The 17,351-nt window shown below is 57.1% G+C and carries 16 protein-coding genes and 1 pseudogene; 13 read left to right on the top strand and 4 right to left on the bottom strand.

The genetic code is table 11. From position 1 onward, the window contains the following. Positions 1-252 precede the first annotated feature (252 nt). The 3 genes from ACOZ4O_RS01550 to ACOZ4O_RS01540 all read left to right on the top strand — a co-directional run bounded on the left by ACOZ4O_RS01550 (position 253) and on the right by ACOZ4O_RS01540 (position 3,372). On the top strand, positions 253-1,560 hold the full coding sequence (locus tag ACOZ4O_RS01550) for a tyrosine-type recombinase/integrase (protein ID WP_424523554.1): 1,308 nt from the start codon (positions 253-255) through the stop codon (positions 1,558-1,560). Positions 1,561-2,005: 445 nt separating this feature from the next. Continuing rightward, on the top strand, positions 2,006-2,917 hold the full coding sequence (locus ACOZ4O_RS01545; protein ID WP_424523553.1) for a ParA family protein: 912 nt from the start codon (positions 2,006-2,008) through the stop codon (positions 2,915-2,917). Positions 2,918-2,931: 14 nt separating this feature from the next. Then, entirely contained in the window at positions 2,932-3,372 is a 441-nt protein-coding gene (locus ACOZ4O_RS01540) for a hypothetical protein (RefSeq protein WP_363463574.1), read from the top strand. A 103-nt stretch (positions 3,373-3,475) separates the two neighbouring features. On the opposite strand, the gene ACOZ4O_RS01535 is transcribed toward ACOZ4O_RS01540, so the two are convergent. Then, positions 3,476-3,868 carry a winged helix-turn-helix domain-containing protein gene (locus tag ACOZ4O_RS01535; RefSeq protein ID WP_144262362.1) on the bottom strand — a complete coding sequence of 131 codons (393 nt, stop codon included), beginning with the start codon at positions 3,866-3,868 and terminating at the stop codon, positions 3,476-3,478. A 112-nt stretch (positions 3,869-3,980) separates the two neighbouring features. Between ACOZ4O_RS01535 and ACOZ4O_RS01530 the strand changes: the two genes are divergently transcribed. After that, positions 3,981-4,649, top strand: coding sequence for a DUF7509 family protein (locus ACOZ4O_RS01530; protein ID WP_303647348.1), 669 nt, complete (start codon positions 3,981-3,983; stop codon positions 4,647-4,649). Between the two features lie 75 nt (positions 4,650-4,724). Here the strand turns inward: ACOZ4O_RS01530 and ACOZ4O_RS01525 are convergent, their stop codons facing one another. Beyond that, positions 4,725-5,687 carry a hypothetical protein gene (locus tag ACOZ4O_RS01525; RefSeq protein WP_424523552.1) on the bottom strand — a complete coding sequence of 321 codons (963 nt, stop codon included), beginning with the start codon at positions 5,685-5,687 and terminating at the stop codon, positions 4,725-4,727. Between the two features lie 233 nt (positions 5,688-5,920). On the opposite strand from ACOZ4O_RS01525, the gene ACOZ4O_RS01520 reads away from it, so the two are divergent. The 8 genes and pseudogenes from ACOZ4O_RS01520 to ACOZ4O_RS01485 all read left to right on the top strand — a co-directional run. After that, positions 5,921-6,223: a hypothetical protein gene (locus tag ACOZ4O_RS01520; protein ID WP_257300599.1), complete on the top strand. Its 303-nt coding sequence runs from the start codon at positions 5,921-5,923 to the stop codon at positions 6,221-6,223. A 90-nt stretch (positions 6,224-6,313) separates the two neighbouring features. Beyond that, complete coding sequence (locus ACOZ4O_RS01515) at positions 6,314-8,101, top strand: SWIM zinc finger family protein (protein ID WP_424523551.1); 1,788 nt, start codon at positions 6,314-6,316, stop codon at positions 8,099-8,101. 13 nt (positions 8,102-8,114) lie between these two features. Further along, entirely contained in the window at positions 8,115-8,906 is a 792-nt protein-coding gene (locus tag ACOZ4O_RS01510) for a hypothetical protein (RefSeq protein ID WP_257300597.1), read from the top strand. Positions 8,907-8,962: 56 nt separating this feature from the next. Further along, the gene (locus ACOZ4O_RS01505; protein ID WP_424523550.1) at positions 8,963-10,054 is read left to right on the top strand and encodes a tetratricopeptide repeat protein; all 1,092 of its coding nucleotides are present in this window, start codon (positions 8,963-8,965) and stop codon (positions 10,052-10,054) included. Between the two features lie 224 nt (positions 10,055-10,278). Next, positions 10,279-10,635, top strand: coding sequence for a calcium-binding protein (locus tag ACOZ4O_RS01500; protein ID WP_424523549.1), 357 nt, complete (start codon positions 10,279-10,281; stop codon positions 10,633-10,635). Positions 10,636-10,749: 114 nt separating this feature from the next. Further along, on the top strand, positions 10,750-12,162 hold the full coding sequence (locus tag ACOZ4O_RS01495; protein WP_424523548.1) for a DEAD/DEAH box helicase: 1,413 nt from the start codon (positions 10,750-10,752) through the stop codon (positions 12,160-12,162). Then, complete coding sequence (locus ACOZ4O_RS01490) at positions 12,149-13,498, top strand: DUF790 family protein (protein ID WP_257300620.1); 1,350 nt, start codon at positions 12,149-12,151, stop codon at positions 13,496-13,498. Before ACOZ4O_RS01495 ends, ACOZ4O_RS01490 begins: the two co-directional genes overlap by 14 nt. Positions 13,499-13,604: 106 nt before the next feature. Then, a pseudogene (locus ACOZ4O_RS01485) lies at positions 13,605-13,739 on the top strand (RNA polymerase subunit sigma-70); the annotation flags it as partial. Between the two features lie 212 nt (positions 13,740-13,951). On the opposite strand, the gene ACOZ4O_RS01480 reads toward ACOZ4O_RS01485, so the two are convergent. Together ACOZ4O_RS01480 and ACOZ4O_RS01475 are read right to left on the bottom strand one after the other, a co-directional pair. Then, entirely contained in the window at positions 13,952-15,277 is a 1,326-nt protein-coding gene (locus tag ACOZ4O_RS01480; RefSeq protein ID WP_257300593.1) for an orc1/cdc6 family replication initiation protein, read from the bottom strand. A 1,066-nt stretch (positions 15,278-16,343) separates the two neighbouring features. Continuing rightward, the gene (locus ACOZ4O_RS01475; RefSeq protein ID WP_257300592.1) at positions 16,344-16,667 is read right to left on the bottom strand and encodes a hypothetical protein; all 324 of its coding nucleotides are present in this window, start codon (positions 16,665-16,667) and stop codon (positions 16,344-16,346) included. A 133-nt stretch (positions 16,668-16,800) separates the two neighbouring features. Between ACOZ4O_RS01475 and ACOZ4O_RS01470 the strand changes: the two genes are divergently transcribed. Further along, entirely contained in the window at positions 16,801-17,343 is a 543-nt protein-coding gene (locus tag ACOZ4O_RS01470) for a hypothetical protein (protein ID WP_424523547.1), read from the top strand. Positions 17,344-17,351: the final 8 nt, after the last annotated feature.

Below are 17,351 nucleotides of genomic sequence, written 5' to 3'. Positions count from 1 at the left end.
CAAAATTTGCTGCAGGTTCAGTATAGCGACATACAGTATATTCTTTGTAGGCATATTCACACACGATCTGGCATGGGTTTAGCAGACTGAATTGGTCTGCCCAACCCACAAACTGATAAGGAATCCAATTGAAACGCTGAACGACTCGAATATGCCACTCTTAGAATCGCCATACTGGGCCGAGACTAGGTTTCTAACCGAATTCTGCACCAATCCAATTTTGGACGGTCAAATCCCCCAGAGATCGCTACAATGAGTCGGTCGGATGCCGAGCAGGAGGGCAAGACCGACGCTGAGCGGGTGCCATCATTCGGTGGTGTCCGATGGACCTCGTGCTCGCTCGAGGACTTCACGGACCTGTACTGGGACGAGATTGCCCCCTGCCTCAAAGCAGAGGGTATCGATCCGAGGGGCGAGAAGCCGACCCACCAGTGGTTTCGGGATCACGATGCGCGGTCATTCCTCGCGGCTCTTCGTCGCCATCACGATCGTTCATTCGGGGAGTTCTGGAACGAGGACCTCGAACTCGGTGATGATAAAGAGGGCTACACATGGGCAACAACGGATGATGCAACAATCGACGCCCTTGAACAGTTCCTCAACCGGCGGAAATCACGATACAGCCTTGCGACGTCGTCCGTCGACGCGCTGCGAACGCGACTGAATCTCTACGTCCGTGCTTATCGAGAGGCAAACGGGACAGATGACCTCCTTACACCGATTCAACGAGATCAAGAGAATCCAGACTACGAAGCCGTTGACGCGTGCTATGCAGCATTCGACTGGTTGAACGAGGGAACTAAACGCGAATACAGCGCCCAGACTCTCCAGCGTGTGCGGCGCGTCGTCGACGCCTGGTATCAGCATCTGGTCGGTCGACGGATCGCCTCGATGAACCCTGCGAGCGGCCTCTACGACGAATTCAAGTGGGAAGTCGAAGATTCCCCCACACCTTCGCTTTCAGCGAATCAGATTCGGAAGTTGATGCAGGCGTCGGAGACAACACGAGAACAGCTGCTCGTGGTGGCGTTAGCTGGCTGGGGACTTCGAGCGAGTGAGGTCGCCGCACTCCATGTATCGCAGTTCCAGCGTGACGTTCCCGAAGACGACATCCCCTTCATCACGTTCGAGAGCCGCAAGAACGGGCCCGGTGAGGTGTCTCTCCTGTACGGAATGCACGTGCTCGACTCCCGAATTGACGAGCTAGCGGAAGACGATACGTGGACTGGATACCTGTTCCCCTCCTCTCAGGGAGAAACGCCGTACGTGACCCGAGATACAATCCGGAATTGGTTCCAAAATCTTGCATTGGAAGCAGATCTCCCTGAGCGGATCGAGGGTGAACGACCGAGTCCACAGCTCTGTCGTCGATTCTGGTACGACACCTATACAGCAGTCCTCGAAGGCGTTCTCGAAGGTGTTGACGAAATCGCTGCAGAGCAAGGTAGTAGCGATCCTCGGGTAGTGATGCAAAATTACCTGTCTGACTCGCGTGCTCGCCGAGTCCGACGAGAATTCATGCGAGACCAACTTAACGCAGCCTTCGGAGAGAGAACGTAACATCAACCCATCTGTCGAGCTATTCCAAATGTCTGTCCTCGGTTGATGACTGAATCAATGAGTCATAGAGTCAATGAAGTATTGATTTCTGGAAGTTAAGAATCAAAGAGTCCATGATCTATAGCGTCATTTGCCATAATGGAGAGAGTGAATTCACTGACTCAGAGATTCATTGAGCCACTGAATCAGTGAGCACCCGAAGCATTGAGTTGAGGATTCAGGAACACCAGATTCGCATCTCGAAATCACTGAATCAATGAATCAGTGAAGTCCTGACGTTATGAATCATTGAGTCTGTGAGTCAATGATTCAAAGACAGTGCTCGGGAAGGAGGCAATCATAGCCCTTAGCCCCTCAAACGCCCATATTCGACAGAATCGCATTGGGAGAGATACAACTGAGTGTCTGACATGGATTTATGAGTCATTGATTCAATGATCGAACTATGACCGAGACACCTCGTGGATGGGGCGTCACACCATCGACTGGTATCCCCACGATCGCCTTCGGCAACCAGAAAGGCGGGACGGGAAAGACAACCGCGACGATCAACAGTGCCGCGGCGCTGGCCACTCGCGACCACGATGTTCTTGCAATCGATATGGACCCACAAGCCGATATGACGAAAGGGCTTGGACTGGGTCCGGGCGACGACAACGATCCATCAAGCCCGAAGAACGAACTCCCTAACACACTAGTCACCGATGACGAGAACCTGCTCGACGTACTCGTCGACAACCCGCGCACGCACGATACTAGTCTCTCAGAGATCGTGATCGAAGCCGACGAGTACGACCATCTGAACTTCGACTTGATTCCCAGTCACAAGGACATGGGCCTTGCTCGAGATTGGATGGATGATGCAAATGCCCGTCTCTCACTGAAACTCGCCCTCGAAGAGATGGTTGACGACGGATACAACTACGATTTTATCGTAGTCGATTGTCCTCCCGACCTCTCAGTCCTGACGGACGCGGCCTTCATCGCGGCTCAGAACGTTTTCCTGGCTGCACAGACCCAAGCAACATCACGGGATGCACTTGACGATCTGTGGGACCAGCTGGAGTCCATCGAGGACAACCAGCAGATCGAGATCGCAATCGTCGGACTCCTGGCGAATATGTACCGGGACGACGGTCAGTCACAGAAATTCCTCAGCTCCTTCGACGAGTCCTTCGCGTCGATGGCACCGATTTTCAAACTCCCGATGCGAGTAGCAATCCAGCGTGCGTGGGACAACGGACGAGATATTTTCGGATGGGAAGACGCGAACGACCAACAAGTAGAGCGGGAACTCTTCCTGGAGGTTGCGGAGACGATGGAGCGAGCGTTTGACAAAACACAGGTGGAGGCGTAAGAATGCCCCGGGGAATGGACGAGCGGTTCGAGGATCCTTCAGACGAGGTGGAAGAGGAGGACGCGGTCGCAGACGAGGAGACCGCAGAGACGTCAGAGGAATCGGAAGAACAGGGTCGTGAAACTGCGGCAGCGACCGAGGATCGATCAGATCAGCAGAGAACCGCATCCACGACCGAGACTGATTCGTCGACCAGTGAGGCAGGAGAGACAGATGACGAACCGCTGAACATCCGCGAAGATTGGGATTCAGCCACGATATACGTTGAACCGGAGCAAAGCGAGGACATCGAGATCACGTTCACTCGCCTGAAAAAGCAGCTCAAACGGGAGGACATCACGCTGGAGAAAAACAAGCACTTCTACCGCGGGGTTTTCGAGGTGGCCTTTGGCGAGCACCAGGAGGAAACGAAGGAGAAGATTCGCGAACTCGCCAAACAAGACGGCGATCAGTGAGTCACTGATTCACAGAATCTCGAATGATGTGAGGATTTTCCGGCATCGATATCCGAGAGGGTAACTGGATCATCGATCGAGACAGAAAAAACCCTACGACAGCTTACGAATAAGCGTCGTTGAACTCGCGTTCACGGCGCATCAGTTCCTCGACACCGTGCTCAAGGATGCCGCGGCCCATTGCGGTCGGCCGATAGTACGTATAGAAGCCCTGGCTGTCGGCGGTCCGTCGCTGGCGCTTGTCGACAAGCCCGACATCGACCAGTTCGTCGAGGTGGTAGTGAAAATTGTGGGATTCGACATCGACCGTGGCCTTGAGATCGGCAGCACTCAGTTCGTCGTTGGCGACGAGCGTGCGGAGGATTCGGAACCGCGTCGGGTGGCCGATCGCCTGTTGCATAGCGAGATATTCCTCGAGCGTCAGCCCGCTATCCTCGGGAAGCGGCGGCTCCGGCTGGCGAACCTCCTCCGTTGGTTGGCGATCAGTTTCGGACATTTGGGGGTGCCTCAGGTTCTACGTTGGGACGCCACGTACTTAGTCGTTCTCGACTAGAATATTCTTGAAAGCACCGATATTTATATACTACCGTTTCGAACCGACGAGTTGAATGCGGCAACGGATTATCGACAATCTCCCCCGTGCCGCCGGTGATTCAGATGCGCTCGCCCCAGTCCAGCGGGAACAGTTTCTCGTCTATCTGATGGGGCCATACCGGACATTCGACGTGGACGCGCTGCTGCCGGCGGACGCCGATGTCGAAACCGATGCCCCGTCATTTGCGACGTGGGACGAGACCAGCGGCGAGTACGCCGAAGACGAGGTCTTGCGGCTCCTGCAGGAAACGCGGGACTGCCTCCGCGACCGCGGGTTTAATGCCTTTCTCGCAATCGACGTCGGGATTCCGCTCGACGATATGGATGCCGCCACACAGAGTCTCGCCTTTGCGCAGGCGAGTAATGCAACGATCTTTATCGCTCCACAGGTCGGCGACAACCTCGGTGTTGGGATCGAGATCGGGAGCGTCCTCGAAGATCTTCTGTCGACAGCTGGAATGCAGGGGCCGGCAGCCGATGCAACGCCACCAACGCGTGCGCGACGGGTTATGGTCGCGACCGAACCATCGGTTCGAAGTGCGATGCTTGGCGCCGTCCACGCGCGCTGGGACGCCAGTGTTCGGACGTTCACCGATGCCGCGGACTGCTGTCGGCTCTGTGCACAGTTCTGTACCCACATTCAGAACGAGGAGCTCTATGGATCGCTCGACCGTCTGGACTGATCGGACTCGCGATCAGCCCGGGAAGACTACGTCGCCGGATCTGCTGCGAGAGTCACCCGACAGCGATACCCATTCTTATTGCACCTCGGAGCCAGTGCGAAAGCTCGTGAGTTCGTCGATTCGATCTTCCAAGTCTTCGATCTCGCTTCGGAGTACGTCTGCCTCCTCGCTTTCAGTGGCCGCGAGTCGGTCCTTCAATCCCTGCAATCGCGTCTCTTTCACGTCCTCGTTGACGTCGGCTTTCCTGACGTACGCCCGCTCATCGATGTCGTAGACGTCCTGCTCGTGGAGGTCAGTCACCTCAAGTGCATCATCAACCTTGTCCGGGTCTACGCCGAGGACACGATCCCGATCGATACCGGCGTCCTCCAACGCAGCGAGGACCTCCGTGTCGTCTTTCAGTGACTTCGACCGGCGCGAAGTTCGCTGGACAGAGCCGTACTGGGCATGAACTGGCTGGTCGTGATCGACTCGATCAAGGAGGGTGTCGGCGATGTCTTTCCGAAGGTCGTTCGCGCCACGTTGCACGTCCGAGAGCAGCGTATAAAGGTCGATGAGTGCCTCCGTATCCGGGGTATCCATGCTGGTCGGATCGTGGCGTTCTAATTCATCGATCAACAGGAGCGCATCAGCAGACACGCCGACATCCGGCTCAGTTCTATCGTCATTCTTGGTAGATCCCTCACCAATCACCTGAGTGGCAGTCGAGGCGTCCGATTCAACGAGGATCCCAGCGTCCTCGTCTATCTCGAATTGCGGATGAAGCGTTAGCACGGCAGCATAGGGTTCGGCATCCGGGGGAAGCCGGTCAAGCTCAAAGCCGCCACCCGCATCCTGAACGCGTCGATAGAGCGTTTCGAACTGGTCGCGCTGGAGCGGCTGAGAATCGTCCGAGTCCAGAATTTCGATGATGACGCGGAATTCCTGTATGTCGGTAATACGAAACTTGGTGTGTGAAAGCGGTGTAATGAGAGTGGCCTCTGGAGAACGCTCCTCGGCCGCTTCGAGGAGCGTGTGCCAGTTCTCACTGAACGACATATCTATACTCTCGCTGCTGAGAGCTTAAAATCCCCAGTTCGTCCAGATTGCAGGGTGGACAGAGCTGTCGGCAGAAGCTCGTCATACTGGCGGACATCCCGATAGCGACCCACTCACCACAATCCGCCCTATCATGCCGTCAATACGCATGACCACGCATCAGCAACGAAACGGGTGAACGGTCAGAGTCACGCCGTCGGCGCATACTTGTACGAACGGATGGTAAATCGGCTATGACGGATGAGGATGAGCCGGTCCAGCATTGCACGCTGAACGTGCCGGTGGATATCCCAGCAGCACTCGAGGCGGCCGCAATCGAGTATCTCGATGTCGACGACCAGCGAACGATCGTGATCTATCAGCACGCGATTCTGATGGTTATCGCCAGTGAAGGACGGGCAACGGCAGCGCGGGAATTTACAGTCGAACTCTGGGAAGAGCCACCGGACGGCCTTCCTCGCGACCCGGATGATCTCGTCACAGCGTTCCTCGATGAGCTACTGGCACCAACCGATGCAGTTCGCACTGAATCCTGAATTCCGCCCACTGTGGGAGGCTATCGGCGAGCACGATTCCTAGCCTTTTCTATCGAGCGACATCGTAGAAGCGAGACGGAAGAGGAGCCGATGGCACAGGCACCGACGATTACCGAGGCAGCGATCCGCACCCTCGCTCGACCGCAGTCATACGATCGAGGCGAGAACTACTACGATCAGGGGGCTGTCCGTGACATCACGCGTCGGGGCGACCAGTTGCGAGCGTCGGTCGACGGCAGTCAGTACGAGCCCTATCAGGTCCAAATCAATCTGGATGAGACTGGCGTCGTGGACACGGCGTGTTCCTGTCCGTACGATCAGGGAGGAATCTGTAAGCATCGTGTGGCCGTCCTCCTGACGTACAGCCGCAATCCCGACGAGGTTAACCAGCGCCCACCTATCTCCGAACAGGTCGCCGACGCAGATCCAGCCGAGCTCCGAGACCTCCTCGTTGATCTCGTCGAACGCCAGCCCGACCTCGGAGAGTGGATCGAATCGCGGCTCAAGACAGCCCAATCGGACGCTACTGTTGACGACTCCCGTGACCAGAGCCCAGACATAAATCGGGACTCGATTCGACAGCAAGTTCAGTATGTCCTCCAGCCCCCGAAGGAACGTGGAGGCCGAACGCAGGATCCGTATACAGCAGTCGAAACCGACGTCAAGAAGCTTGGCGACCTACTCGATCAAGCATGGGCAGCCATCGAAGCAGATGACGGCAAGGCGGCCCTAGATGTTCTCGAACCACTCGCAGATGAGCTGATGAACGAAGCATGGCTTGCGCTCTCGTACGACGATTCACAGGCCATTTTCGAGTTTTTTGATGAGGTCGACACCGCGCTGGCCGAGGCACTACTCACGGCTGATCTCTCCGACGCCGAACGCGATGACTGGAAGGCGAGACTGCGAACGTGGCAGCGTGAGATGGAGAGCTATACGGACCGACCACCGTACAGCGTCGCCCTCGACGTAGTCCAGCGAGAGATGAGAGCAGACAGTAGGTACACTACCCTCTGGGACGATAACCCGCCGTGGTACGCCGAGAACGTCGTCAAAGCCAGACTCAACGTCCTCGAACGACAGAACCGCGTCGACGAGTATCTTGCTCTAGCGGCCGCCACCGAGCAAATCGACGCGTACGCGACGATGCTCATCGAGGAGGGCCGTATCGACGAGGCGATCGAGTATGGCCAGCAGAACCTGCACGCGCCCGACAACGCACTCACGCTGGCCAGAGTACTCCGAGAATACGACCGACCACAGGCAGCGCTGGGGATAGCCCAGCACGGATTGTCCTTGGACGACAACGGGAAGGCAGATCTGGCCGAGTGGCTCCGCGACAGAGCCGGCGACTTGGACGAACCAGAGGTGGCGCTAGAGGCGGCCGTCACCGCGTTCGAAGCCGCACCCACACTCGCGGCCTACCAGGCGACAGAAGAACTCGCTGGTGAAGACTGGCCGGCTGTTCGCGAGGAGATACTGGGATCGCTTGCGAACCGAGACACGACCAAGCGAAATGCGCAACGACATGTCGAGATATTCCTGTACGCGGAGCGATACGACGAGGCCATCGCCATCGCGGACCGGTTTTCGGACGACATAGTGGTCGAACCGGTCGCCGACGCCGTCTTCGAGGAGCGCCCGGAGTGGACGATCGACGCCTGCAAAGCCCAGGCCGAACCGATCATCGAGGAAGGGAAATCACAGCAGTATCGACACGCCGTAGACTGGCTAGCGACAGCCGGAAAGGCAGCCGACGCTGCCGGCGAGCTCAACGAGTGGCGGGCCTACGTACAGGATCTCCGGGATGAACACTCTCAAAAGTACAAGCTCCGACCGATGTTGGAAGAGTTACTCGAGGAGTTTGACGATCGATAGCACAACGACGATCATGACTGACACAGCAACCACAGATCGATTTGTCATCGAAGTCAGCCAAGTGGGCACAGTCGACCACATCGTCGACCTCGAAGCAGACTCAGCGAACAGATCGCCGTACACATCTCGACAGGACTTACCGGGCGAAAAGCTGTGTGACCGGAGTACGCGCTCACCCGCAAGCGAGTACATCACACTTCGAGACTACGCCAACTGGAAAGGGTTCGACAAGCGGGCATTCGAAGGTGATGCGCCGGACGAGGTATGTTCGTATTGCTGGACAGCGGTAGTAGAACACGCTGAGCGAGGAGAACAGCACGAACGCGATGGCGTCGGCGAACGCATCGGGACAGTCGGATATCGCTTGCGATGGAAGCAGAAGGGCCGGGCCCACGAAGAGTGGTACGACATCGTCGTCCGGCCCGAAACAACCATAACAGAACTCGACAGGCTCGTCTGCCGGTTCACGACGCTCGATGATTTGCATCTTCGGATGTACGGGCTCGAAGACGAGTACATGGATTCGACACTCAACGTCATCCCGGATCACCAGTTCACTGCGGTCAACGATCCAGCATACACGACCGCAAGCGAGATGACGGTTTCCGACATTGCCGAACGTGCGACGCTCTGGGAAGGAGATAGACTCAGCATGGTCTGCGATTTTGGAACTCCCTCGCGCTATTACTGCATCGTGAAGGAGGTGTACGATCCAGAGGAGATCGAGAACCTCCTCGAAAAACGTGACCCGTTCGCAGCGACCGAGACAGCCGCGATCATCGACGAGAAACGACCCCAACAATAGACACGAGCAAACGGTTGCCCCGCACTTTTTCACCGGACTCCTCGAACACTCGACCAATGGCCGACTGCCCGTACTGCGAGCAATCCTTCGCGGACGAATCCGGTATCCGCAAACATCTCTACGAAGACCACGAATCCGACGAACTCGGTCGGATCGACACCAAGCGGGTTGAGCAGTACATCGACGACCACGACCTCGAAGAAAGCGACGACGATACCACCCATGCCCAGCAAGACACGGACGAAGCGGTAGACATGTCCCTGGGGACCGACCGCCAGTCGGATGAGCGGTGGGAGTTACATGACGTACAAGCACTATCGACGGGAGAGATCACGGACAAGCTTGCCGAGCACGGTATCGACACGACCGAAGCGTCGTTCCGTGACCGGGCGGCCGCGGTTGACTCGGCGATGGCACTCGCCGACCAGTGGGAGGACGACCACGACGTCGACGCGTCGGGGTACGATCAGGATTTCATCTGGATGGCAGCTGAAGTCCTCTGGAGTCGGTGGGCACCCGATCTCCCCTATCAGGAGCGAATTTACGACCTGGTACAGGACGGTCGAGAACTCCGGGAGCAGGGGGACGACGCCGAAGCCTGCGAACAGTGGCTGAGTGCCTGGAAGATCATCGTCGCCGTCACGCCGGACGACATTACGACAATCGAGGCGGCTGACGATCACCTCCCGGATGTGCTCTCCCTGGAAGCGTTCCTGCGATCACTCGACAACGACCTTGCCACCCTGGCAGCGGACGACCCGACCTATCACGAACGACGCCTCGAATTCTGTCGGGAGATCTGTACCCAGTTCCCGGATGCATCCGACGAGTTTCTTCTTGACTTCCGCCACTTTGTCGCTGACTCGCTGACAGAGCTGGGACGGGTGACCGAGAGCAGAAACGAGTTCGAGAAGCTCATTCGAGACTATCCCGAAGATCCCTGGGCGTACAAGAAACTCGCAGATAGCTACTGGCGGGAGGGAGCTGACGAGCCAACAGCTGACGAGCTGGAACGCGCCTTGACATTGTACGAACAGGCGCTAAACGCCGAAGATCCCCTCGAACAGCCATCGACCGTCTCTGACCGAATCGACGTACTCGAACGTCGATTGGCTAATATGGACACGTCCGAGTCACAAGAGGAATAGGCGGTCTTTGTCGACTGATGCACGCCGTGAGCCGTCGACGTTCGTCATCGGACAATCCTATCCTCCATCTTAACCAACAGTAAACAGATTCATCGGGGGTTCGTTGGTTAATTCGTTCAGCAACTCGGATCTGTTCTACGGCCAGGATTGAGTGCGACCTGCATCGGTCGATAGGTGGTTTCGGCCACCCCGAGCACTTGAAGGCGGGATGAGTATTGGTCAGCATGACACGGGCCGAGAAGGACGAAGAGCGGGAAGAGCGCATCAAGATGCGGATCATCGTCGACAACTACAGCCCTGAAGAACAGGCGTGGGGATGGTACGCCTATCTGGGCGATACGCTGGACTTCCCGTTCGAAGCGTGCTGTGTCACCGAGCGAGAGGAGTCACCACTAGAGGAAGGCGAAACGGTTCGCGTGGTTGGAATGTCCCCGACAGACCCGACTCTCAGCCAGATGTTCGTGACGATAGAGTGGATGAGAAGGGAGCTTGGCGTGCCACTGGAGCAACTGGAGCCTGTCGAAGCCAGTAGTAACACGGAACAAGCGATCGCAGACTGGCAGTACTGGCTCAACCGCTAACAACCGTTGGCCCTCGATAGAAAACCTCAACCACAGAAGGACAGAGACGTGCTTCACTAGATCCCGGACAACCCACATATTGAATCCGGTCGGGGACCTCTGTCCCGATACTGAATGCGAATCGAATTCGACGACGGGACGCTCCTGCTCCAAGATCCCCCCGACGATGTGCCCTTTGCGGAGTGGGATGACCGCGTCGACGAGTACCGCGCCCAAGCGTATCGATATCGATCGCTCCTCGAATGGGCCGGCGCGTGGACGGACGGAAACGAGCAGGCAACGTTGCAAGACGGCTTCGCTCACGCCCTCGAAGACGCCGCCCGAACCTATCCCGATCTCGTCCTCACGCCGGCGCTCCACATCGAACCACGTGACTACCAGCAGGCCGCCCTCGACGCCTGGATCGACCACGACCGACGGGGGAGTGTCGTCCTCCCGACGGGCAGCGGGAAGACTTTTCTCGGACTCCAGGCCATTGCCGACGCCGGCGTCAGTGCGCTCGTCGTGACGCCGACGATCGACCTGATGAACCAGTGGCACGCCACGCTCACCAACGCCTTCGGCGACCAACTCGCCGAGCCGGTCGGCGTCCTCGGGGGCGGCAGCCACGACGTCACCGCGATCACAGTCACCACCTACGACAGCGCCTACCGCTACGTCAACGAGTACGGCGATCAGTTCGGCCTACTTGTCGTCGACGAGGAACACCACCTGCCAGCACCGACCTACCGGCAGATCCCCGAGATGATGATCGCGCCGTATCGCCTTGGCCTCACGGCGACCTACGAGCGGCCCGACGGCAAGCACGAACTCCTCGAGGACCTCCTCGGCCCCGTTGTCTATCGGGAGGACGTCGACGAACTCGCCGGCGAATACCTCAGCGAGTACGAGACGATCCACATGTCGGTCGAGCTCACGGCTGACGAACGGGAGACGTACGACGAAGAGTACCAGATCTATCGTGATTACGTCGATAGCCACGAATTCGACCTCTGGAAAGAGGAAGGCTACGCGGAATTCCTCAAGCGCACCTCCTACGACCCGCAGGGTCGGCGGGCGCTCATCGCCAAGCAACGCGCCGAGCGGATCGCCCGAACAGCAGAGAAGAAGCTCGACACGCTCGATAATCTCATCAAGCGCCATCACGACGACCGCGCGATCATCTTCACCGCTAACAACGACTTCGCCTACGACATCTCCCAGGAGTTCATCGTCCCCTGTATCACCCACCAGACAAAGACGGACGAACGCACCGAGATTCTGGAGCGGTTCCGCACGGGCGACTACTCGATGCTCGTGACGTCCCAAGTCCTCGACGAGGGGATCGACGTCCCGGCGGCGAACGTCGGTATCATCCTCTCGGGGAGCGCCTCGAAACGTCAGTACGCCCAGAGGCTCGGCCGTATCCTGCGACCCACGGACGACCGCCAGCCGGCTCGTCTCTACGAAATTATCACCGAGGACACGATGGAGACGTACGTCTCCCAGCGCCGCCGGGAGGGGGTGAGTGCCAGTGCTGACGGCTGATCTCGCGCGGTCGCGCACGACCGACGAGACGGTCACCCCGCTGTTCATCGATCCCGACGAGGAGCGCTACCGGGAGACGGCCCGGGAACTCATCCACCTGTTCGAAGCCCATCTCGACGAACCAAAAGGTGACCTCGAGGACGCGATTGACGAGCTGACCGTCGCGGATACCGACTACAAGATCGTCCAGGGGCTCGCGAAGCTCCTCAAAGACGAGTGTGAGTTCGAGGTCATGGCCGCCGTCGACCCACGGGAGATTCGCCGGCGACTCTTCGAGAAAGCCAACGAGCGCTATCCGATCGTCCGCCAACCGACGCTCGGCGAGGACACACAGAAACTGGAGGTGTACAGCGCGGTCGCCGACGACCTCGGGGTGTCGCTCAAGGAGTGCTATCGAGGGATGTACGCCGATTTGGAGGACAACAAGCGACTCGTCCGGATCGGTACGCGGACAGCCGACCAGTACGCCAGTGAGGACGATACGTCGACCTCGACGACAAACCTGACCGGCAGCAGCGACGAGGCCTACGAACATACGGATCTCACCGTTGACTGGCTGTTGACGCGCTACAACCTCGCGCTCGCCCAGGCGGTGCTCTACGACGCCACAGAAATGCGGATTCGGGTGTGGGACCATTTCGGGACGGTGTTCAGCTACGTGAAGCTGTTCGGGTTGATGCATCGGATCTATCCGATCGACGCTGATGGTGAGCGCGTCGCGAGCACGGACCAAGCCGCCGGCTACGAGGCCGTACTGGACGGCCCGGCGTCGCTGTTCTCGCAATCGCAGAAGTATGGAATCCGGCTGGCGAACTTCCTGCCGGCGTTACCACTCTGTGACCGGTGGGAGATGACTGCCGAGATCCTCGTCGACGAGACGACCGGCGGGACCCGACAGTTCGCGCTCGACCACACGGAGGGCCTCAATTCGCACTACAGCGCCGGCGACCAGTTCGATAGCGACGTGGAGCGGACGCTTACCCGGAAGTGGGAGCGAGCGAATACGGACTGGGAGTTGGTGCGGGAAGACGATGTCTTCGATCTGGGTGCCGAGGTGATGATCCCCGACTTCGCGATCGAACATCCGGACGGTCGGCGTGCAATTCTCGAGATTGTCGGCTTCTGGACGCCCGAGTACTTGGACGGGAAGCTAAAGAAGATCCGACAGGTGGAGGCCGACAATTTCGTGCTGGCTGTCTCGGAGCGGCTAGATTGCGCAAGTGAGGAGTTTGGGGGTGCCTCTGATCGGCTGTTGTGGTTCAAAACCGGGGTTCATGTCTACGATGTGGTTGAATTGGCTGAGCAGTTTGCGGTATCGCCACACCCTTCTGATTGAACAGTGAGCACATCGAAGCCCACAGTTAGGTGATACTTTTAGCTATTGCCAGAATATTGTCAACTACTAGATGTACGAGGTGCTCGACGATACGGCGGCGTAGGTCATCCTCGCTATCGAGAGTGGTGACCCCATCTGCCGTGTCGCCCCCCACCACACGCCGTAGGAGACGGTGAAACAGGCCGTGAACCGTCTCGAAAACGTAGGATGCATTACCTATGACGACGGCCTCTCCGTCGTCTTCCTCGACGAGGTCGACCAGTTCGAAGAGCTCAGTGTCACAACAACTGCAGAATATCGGTGACACGAACTCTTGGACACTCGCCTCTATCGATTTGTTGTGTGAATGGCCACCACGATTTGTAGACCCACCCCTATCGACTTGTTCTTGTCAGTGATGGAACTGAGTCATCGATAACACCCTCACCCCTATCGACTTGTTCGAGGAACAGCCTACTGGTTGAGCTGTGCATTCACGACGGTACGGAGTTCGTCATCGTGGACGTCATCAAGTCGCGAATCTTCCCGAAGCGTCTCGATAATTGTCTCCGGGTTCTCACCAAACGTGAACTCGAGATAGCTGCCCGAATGTGGCCCCTGACTCTTCCGTTCTGTCTCGACCAACGAATACGTCGTGAGTTCTTTCATCTTATTCACGTACGTCTCCTGGTGATACTGATCCGAATCCAAGGTGCCCGTCAAGTACTGATACACCCGATATCCGATCGGGCTTCTCGCTGCACCAGTTCCAGTCTCGCGTGCCACAGCTGCAGTCGCGAACAGACAGAGCTTCTTTTGCGTACTAATCCCACGAGTCACCTCTAACACGCGGTTCTTCTCGACCTTATCTTGGGCTTGTCGAACGTGCTCCTCACGAACTTTATCGGCACCTGTTTTTTCTGCGATCGACCCCGCTGTTCGCATCAGGTCGATCGCCTTCCGTGCGTCTCCGTTGGTTTGGGCGGCGAATGCCGCTGCGAGGGGAATGACATCGTCGCTGAGTGCATCCTCGTGAAAAGCGTCCTCCCGAGCCCGGAGGATTTCTCGGAGTTGGTTGGCGTCGTAGTCACTGAAATGAACGTCTTCGGGGGTGAACGAACTGAGAGCGCGACTTCCCACGCTCTCCATCATTTTCGTGTCGTTCGTGATCGCGGTTACGGAGACCTGGGCGGTGATCTCGTCGGTGCTTCCAGCACGAGAGAGCTGATAGAGAAGGCGGGAGAAGGCTGGCTCGTCCTTGTCGCGACGACCGACGAGCATGTCGAGTTCATCGAGGATGAACACGACTGTGTCGTAGTGTTCGTTGATGAGACGGTAGAGTTCGCGCCATTTTTTCTTGTTTGGAACCCCATGCTCTGGGACGTCGACAGTCGTTCCAATATCGTTCGATACCTTTCGTGCCAGTTCGTAGACGGCTGCGCCGAGGGTTCCCACGTTCTGGCAGTTCATCTGGATGACGCCAAACCGGATATCACGACTTTCGCAGAGCTCGATGATATTCTGACAGACGGCGTTGATGATGAGCGATTTCCCGGTCCCGGAGGGGCCATAGAGGAGAAGGTTCGGTGGCCGCTCGTTACTAATCGCGACGCGGAGGTGCTGAGTGATATCGGTGAGCTGGGTGTCACGACCGACGATACGTTCCTCGTCGACGATCTCGTTCGGTTCGAGGAGTGACCGGTTCTTGATGAGACTCGCGGCTTCTTCCTGCTCGAGAATGAGATCTTTGATAGAACCCGTGGACTCGGGGGTCTCCTCGGGACCAGGATCCGTGGGCATACCGAACCCCACTCTATCAGGATACTAAAAGATTCCCCTGTCGATTTCTTTTCTACCGGTATGACGTTCAGAACAGGTATATCAGAGGGTTACACCGTTATCCTCCGCGACCTCCGACGATTTGTTAGGAACCCTTCTCGGTCGATCCAGGAGAACTCTCGAACACCCTCTCACCCCTATCGATTTGTTCTAACCACAAAGGAGGGGTGGGGTGAGAGAATTCCCGAACGGACTATCGCCCCATCTACGTCACGATTAGCATGGGATTGAGAGCTGCTTTCATCTTCTTCTTCTCTTCTTTCTAGTTCTAGCTACTAGCTAGCTAGTAGAACGCACCTCTATCGACTTGTTCTAATTACATCCTCTCCTCTATTTCTCTCCTAATTGAGTATATAAACAATGATCGAGAAATCAGAAGAACAAGAGCGGTTTCGGGTATTTTGTAGGCACCATAGCCGGACGTCTTGTATCCCCTCTGTTTACCAAATAAACTACTCTACCCTCTCCCCTATCGATTTGTTTGACTCCACTCCCTTCTATCGAATCCAGTAGTAATCAAGTTAATAAAGACCGATACAGCCGAAGGACCTCACCCTGAAGTGTCATTTCCTTGCCGGTTCCTCGTGATCAACTCTCCCCTCCCCACCCTTTCTCGCCAGAACAAATCGATAGGGGTGGGTGTGTGGTCCTACCGACACGTTCACGATAGATGCATCCGATCACATATAGGGGCGGCTCTATACTCAATTTCGGCATTTCCGCTCCAGTGGTTCAATACTGGTCTTCCGTGGACGACTTCCCACTGAACAAATCGATAGAGGTGACTCTCCGCATGCAGGTGGTTTTGTTGAACAAGTCGATAGGGGTGCGTCTCCTTAACCTTTCAATCGAGTTCAGAAATCTCGATATCTGGCCTCCTGTATTAACGATGCTACCGATACAGACAGTCGGTTCTATCAATTCGCAGCAAACCGATGCTCATTTGAGCGAAACGCTTCGCGTCTTTCACTTCGCAGACGCGGTGTCATTCCGAACAACTGGCCATCCGACTGAAGTACTATCTCGTCTACTCGTCCGGATTCACTGGGGATTTGTACTTTGACGTGACGCGGTCTCCTTCCCGCCACTGCCAGTAGTAGTAGCGGTTGTCGTTGATCTTCTTGATCGTGATTGTCGCCTTCGTCGGGACATCATCCGGGAGGTCATCGGGACGCTCGTCGTTCTCGTCTTCCTCCTCTGCTTCGGAAAGACGGGCCTCGCGCTCGCGATACTCTGAGAGGTCCTCGGCATAGTGGGCAACGTCTCGGAGTAATTCTGGCGAATAGTCGTTGAGCGTGTCGATGACGTCGGTGGGGAGTTCCGCTGGCGGCGTCGGGGGTTCGTAGGACATGGGCCGATCTGTGTTAACCAACACTGGTGGTAGAATCATAGTTTTGTTGGTTAAATCTGTTCAGATTCGACTTCTCCCGCTCGCTGTCAACGCGGCCGATGATTTACAGTTCGGGGGCTAAAACCGATAGCTAATGTCGAATGGGTTGGGAGCCGGCTTCTTCGGGTTGGCGCTCTTGGCGATCCTCCTAGGACTGGCTGCGGTCCTCACCCTAGTATTGGTCGGAGTGGTCGGGTTTCGACGACGGACAGGGACTGTCCCCCAACTGCTCAAATACGTCTCGATTGCCGTGCTCGGCGGCGTCCTTCTGGTTGCTGGGTTTGGCGTGCTGGCGATGTACGATGAAGCAGTCCTCCTCGCTGCCCTATTCTTGGCGATCGTCTTCGTGCCGCTCGCCGCAGTCGGCATCTACCTCCACCAGACGACCGAGCTAACCCGGGTGGATGCTCTTGTGACCACCAGCTTGGCGTGGAGTTTCCCGTTCGTAATCGGTGTGGGCGTCACGTTCGGCCTCACGATTGGCGTCAGTTCGACGTTTGATCTGGCACCAGCCGAATCACATCGACTGGGGGTGGTCTGGATCGCCATGCTCGTCGGTGGGGCTGTCATCGTGATCGGCTCGGTTTTCCTCGGCAAGTATCTCAGTCAGTTGTTTCCTTCGTCTCGCCCTGTGTGACTCTTGCA

Origin of the sequence: Salarchaeum japonicum (assembly GCF_049705945.1) — an archaeon.
In the GTDB taxonomy this organism is placed as follows: Archaea; Halobacteriota; Halobacteria; order Halobacteriales; family Halobacteriaceae; genus Salarchaeum; species Salarchaeum japonicum_A.
Note: the sequence above shows the minus strand (reverse complement) of the source record. Positions and strands in the feature narration are given on the sequence as shown.

What these genes read in the sequence shown, in the direction of transcription:
- ACOZ4O_RS01480 (WP_257300593.1), bottom strand. Translation starts at nt 15,277, where the DNA reads ATGCCCACGGATCCTGGTCCCGAGGAGACCCCCGAGTCCACGGGTTCT.
- ACOZ4O_RS01520 (WP_257300599.1), top strand. Translation starts at nt 5,921, where the DNA reads ATGACGGATGAGGATGAGCCGGTCCAGCATTGCACGCTGAACGTGCCG.
- ACOZ4O_RS01540 (WP_363463574.1), top strand. Translation starts at nt 2,932, where the DNA reads ATGGACGAGCGGTTCGAGGATCCTTCAGACGAGGTGGAAGAGGAGGAC.
- ACOZ4O_RS01535 (WP_144262362.1), bottom strand. Translation starts at nt 3,868, where the DNA reads ATGTCCGAAACTGATCGCCAACCAACGGAGGAGGTTCGCCAGCCGGAG.
- ACOZ4O_RS01550 (WP_424523554.1), top strand. Translation starts at nt 253, where the DNA reads ATGAGTCGGTCGGATGCCGAGCAGGAGGGCAAGACCGACGCTGAGCGG.
- ACOZ4O_RS01495 (WP_424523548.1), top strand. Translation starts at nt 10,750, where the DNA reads ATGCGAATCGAATTCGACGACGGGACGCTCCTGCTCCAAGATCCCCCC.
- ACOZ4O_RS01470 (WP_424523547.1), top strand. Translation starts at nt 16,801, where the DNA reads ATGTCGAATGGGTTGGGAGCCGGCTTCTTCGGGTTGGCGCTCTTGGCG.
- ACOZ4O_RS01530 (WP_303647348.1), top strand. Translation starts at nt 3,981, where the DNA reads ATGCGGCAACGGATTATCGACAATCTCCCCCGTGCCGCCGGTGATTCA.
- ACOZ4O_RS01500 (WP_424523549.1), top strand. Translation starts at nt 10,279, where the DNA reads ATGACACGGGCCGAGAAGGACGAAGAGCGGGAAGAGCGCATCAAGATG.
- ACOZ4O_RS01525 (WP_424523552.1), bottom strand. Translation starts at nt 5,687, where the DNA reads ATGTCGTTCAGTGAGAACTGGCACACGCTCCTCGAAGCGGCCGAGGAG.
- ACOZ4O_RS01510 (WP_257300597.1), top strand. Translation starts at nt 8,115, where the DNA reads ATGACTGACACAGCAACCACAGATCGATTTGTCATCGAAGTCAGCCAA.
- ACOZ4O_RS01505 (WP_424523550.1), top strand. Translation starts at nt 8,963, where the DNA reads ATGGCCGACTGCCCGTACTGCGAGCAATCCTTCGCGGACGAATCCGGT.
- ACOZ4O_RS01475 (WP_257300592.1), bottom strand. Translation starts at nt 16,667, where the DNA reads ATGTCCTACGAACCCCCGACGCCGCCAGCGGAACTCCCCACCGACGTC.
- ACOZ4O_RS01545 (WP_424523553.1), top strand. Translation starts at nt 2,006, where the DNA reads ATGACCGAGACACCTCGTGGATGGGGCGTCACACCATCGACTGGTATC.
- ACOZ4O_RS01515 (WP_424523551.1), top strand. Translation starts at nt 6,314, where the DNA reads ATGGCACAGGCACCGACGATTACCGAGGCAGCGATCCGCACCCTCGCT.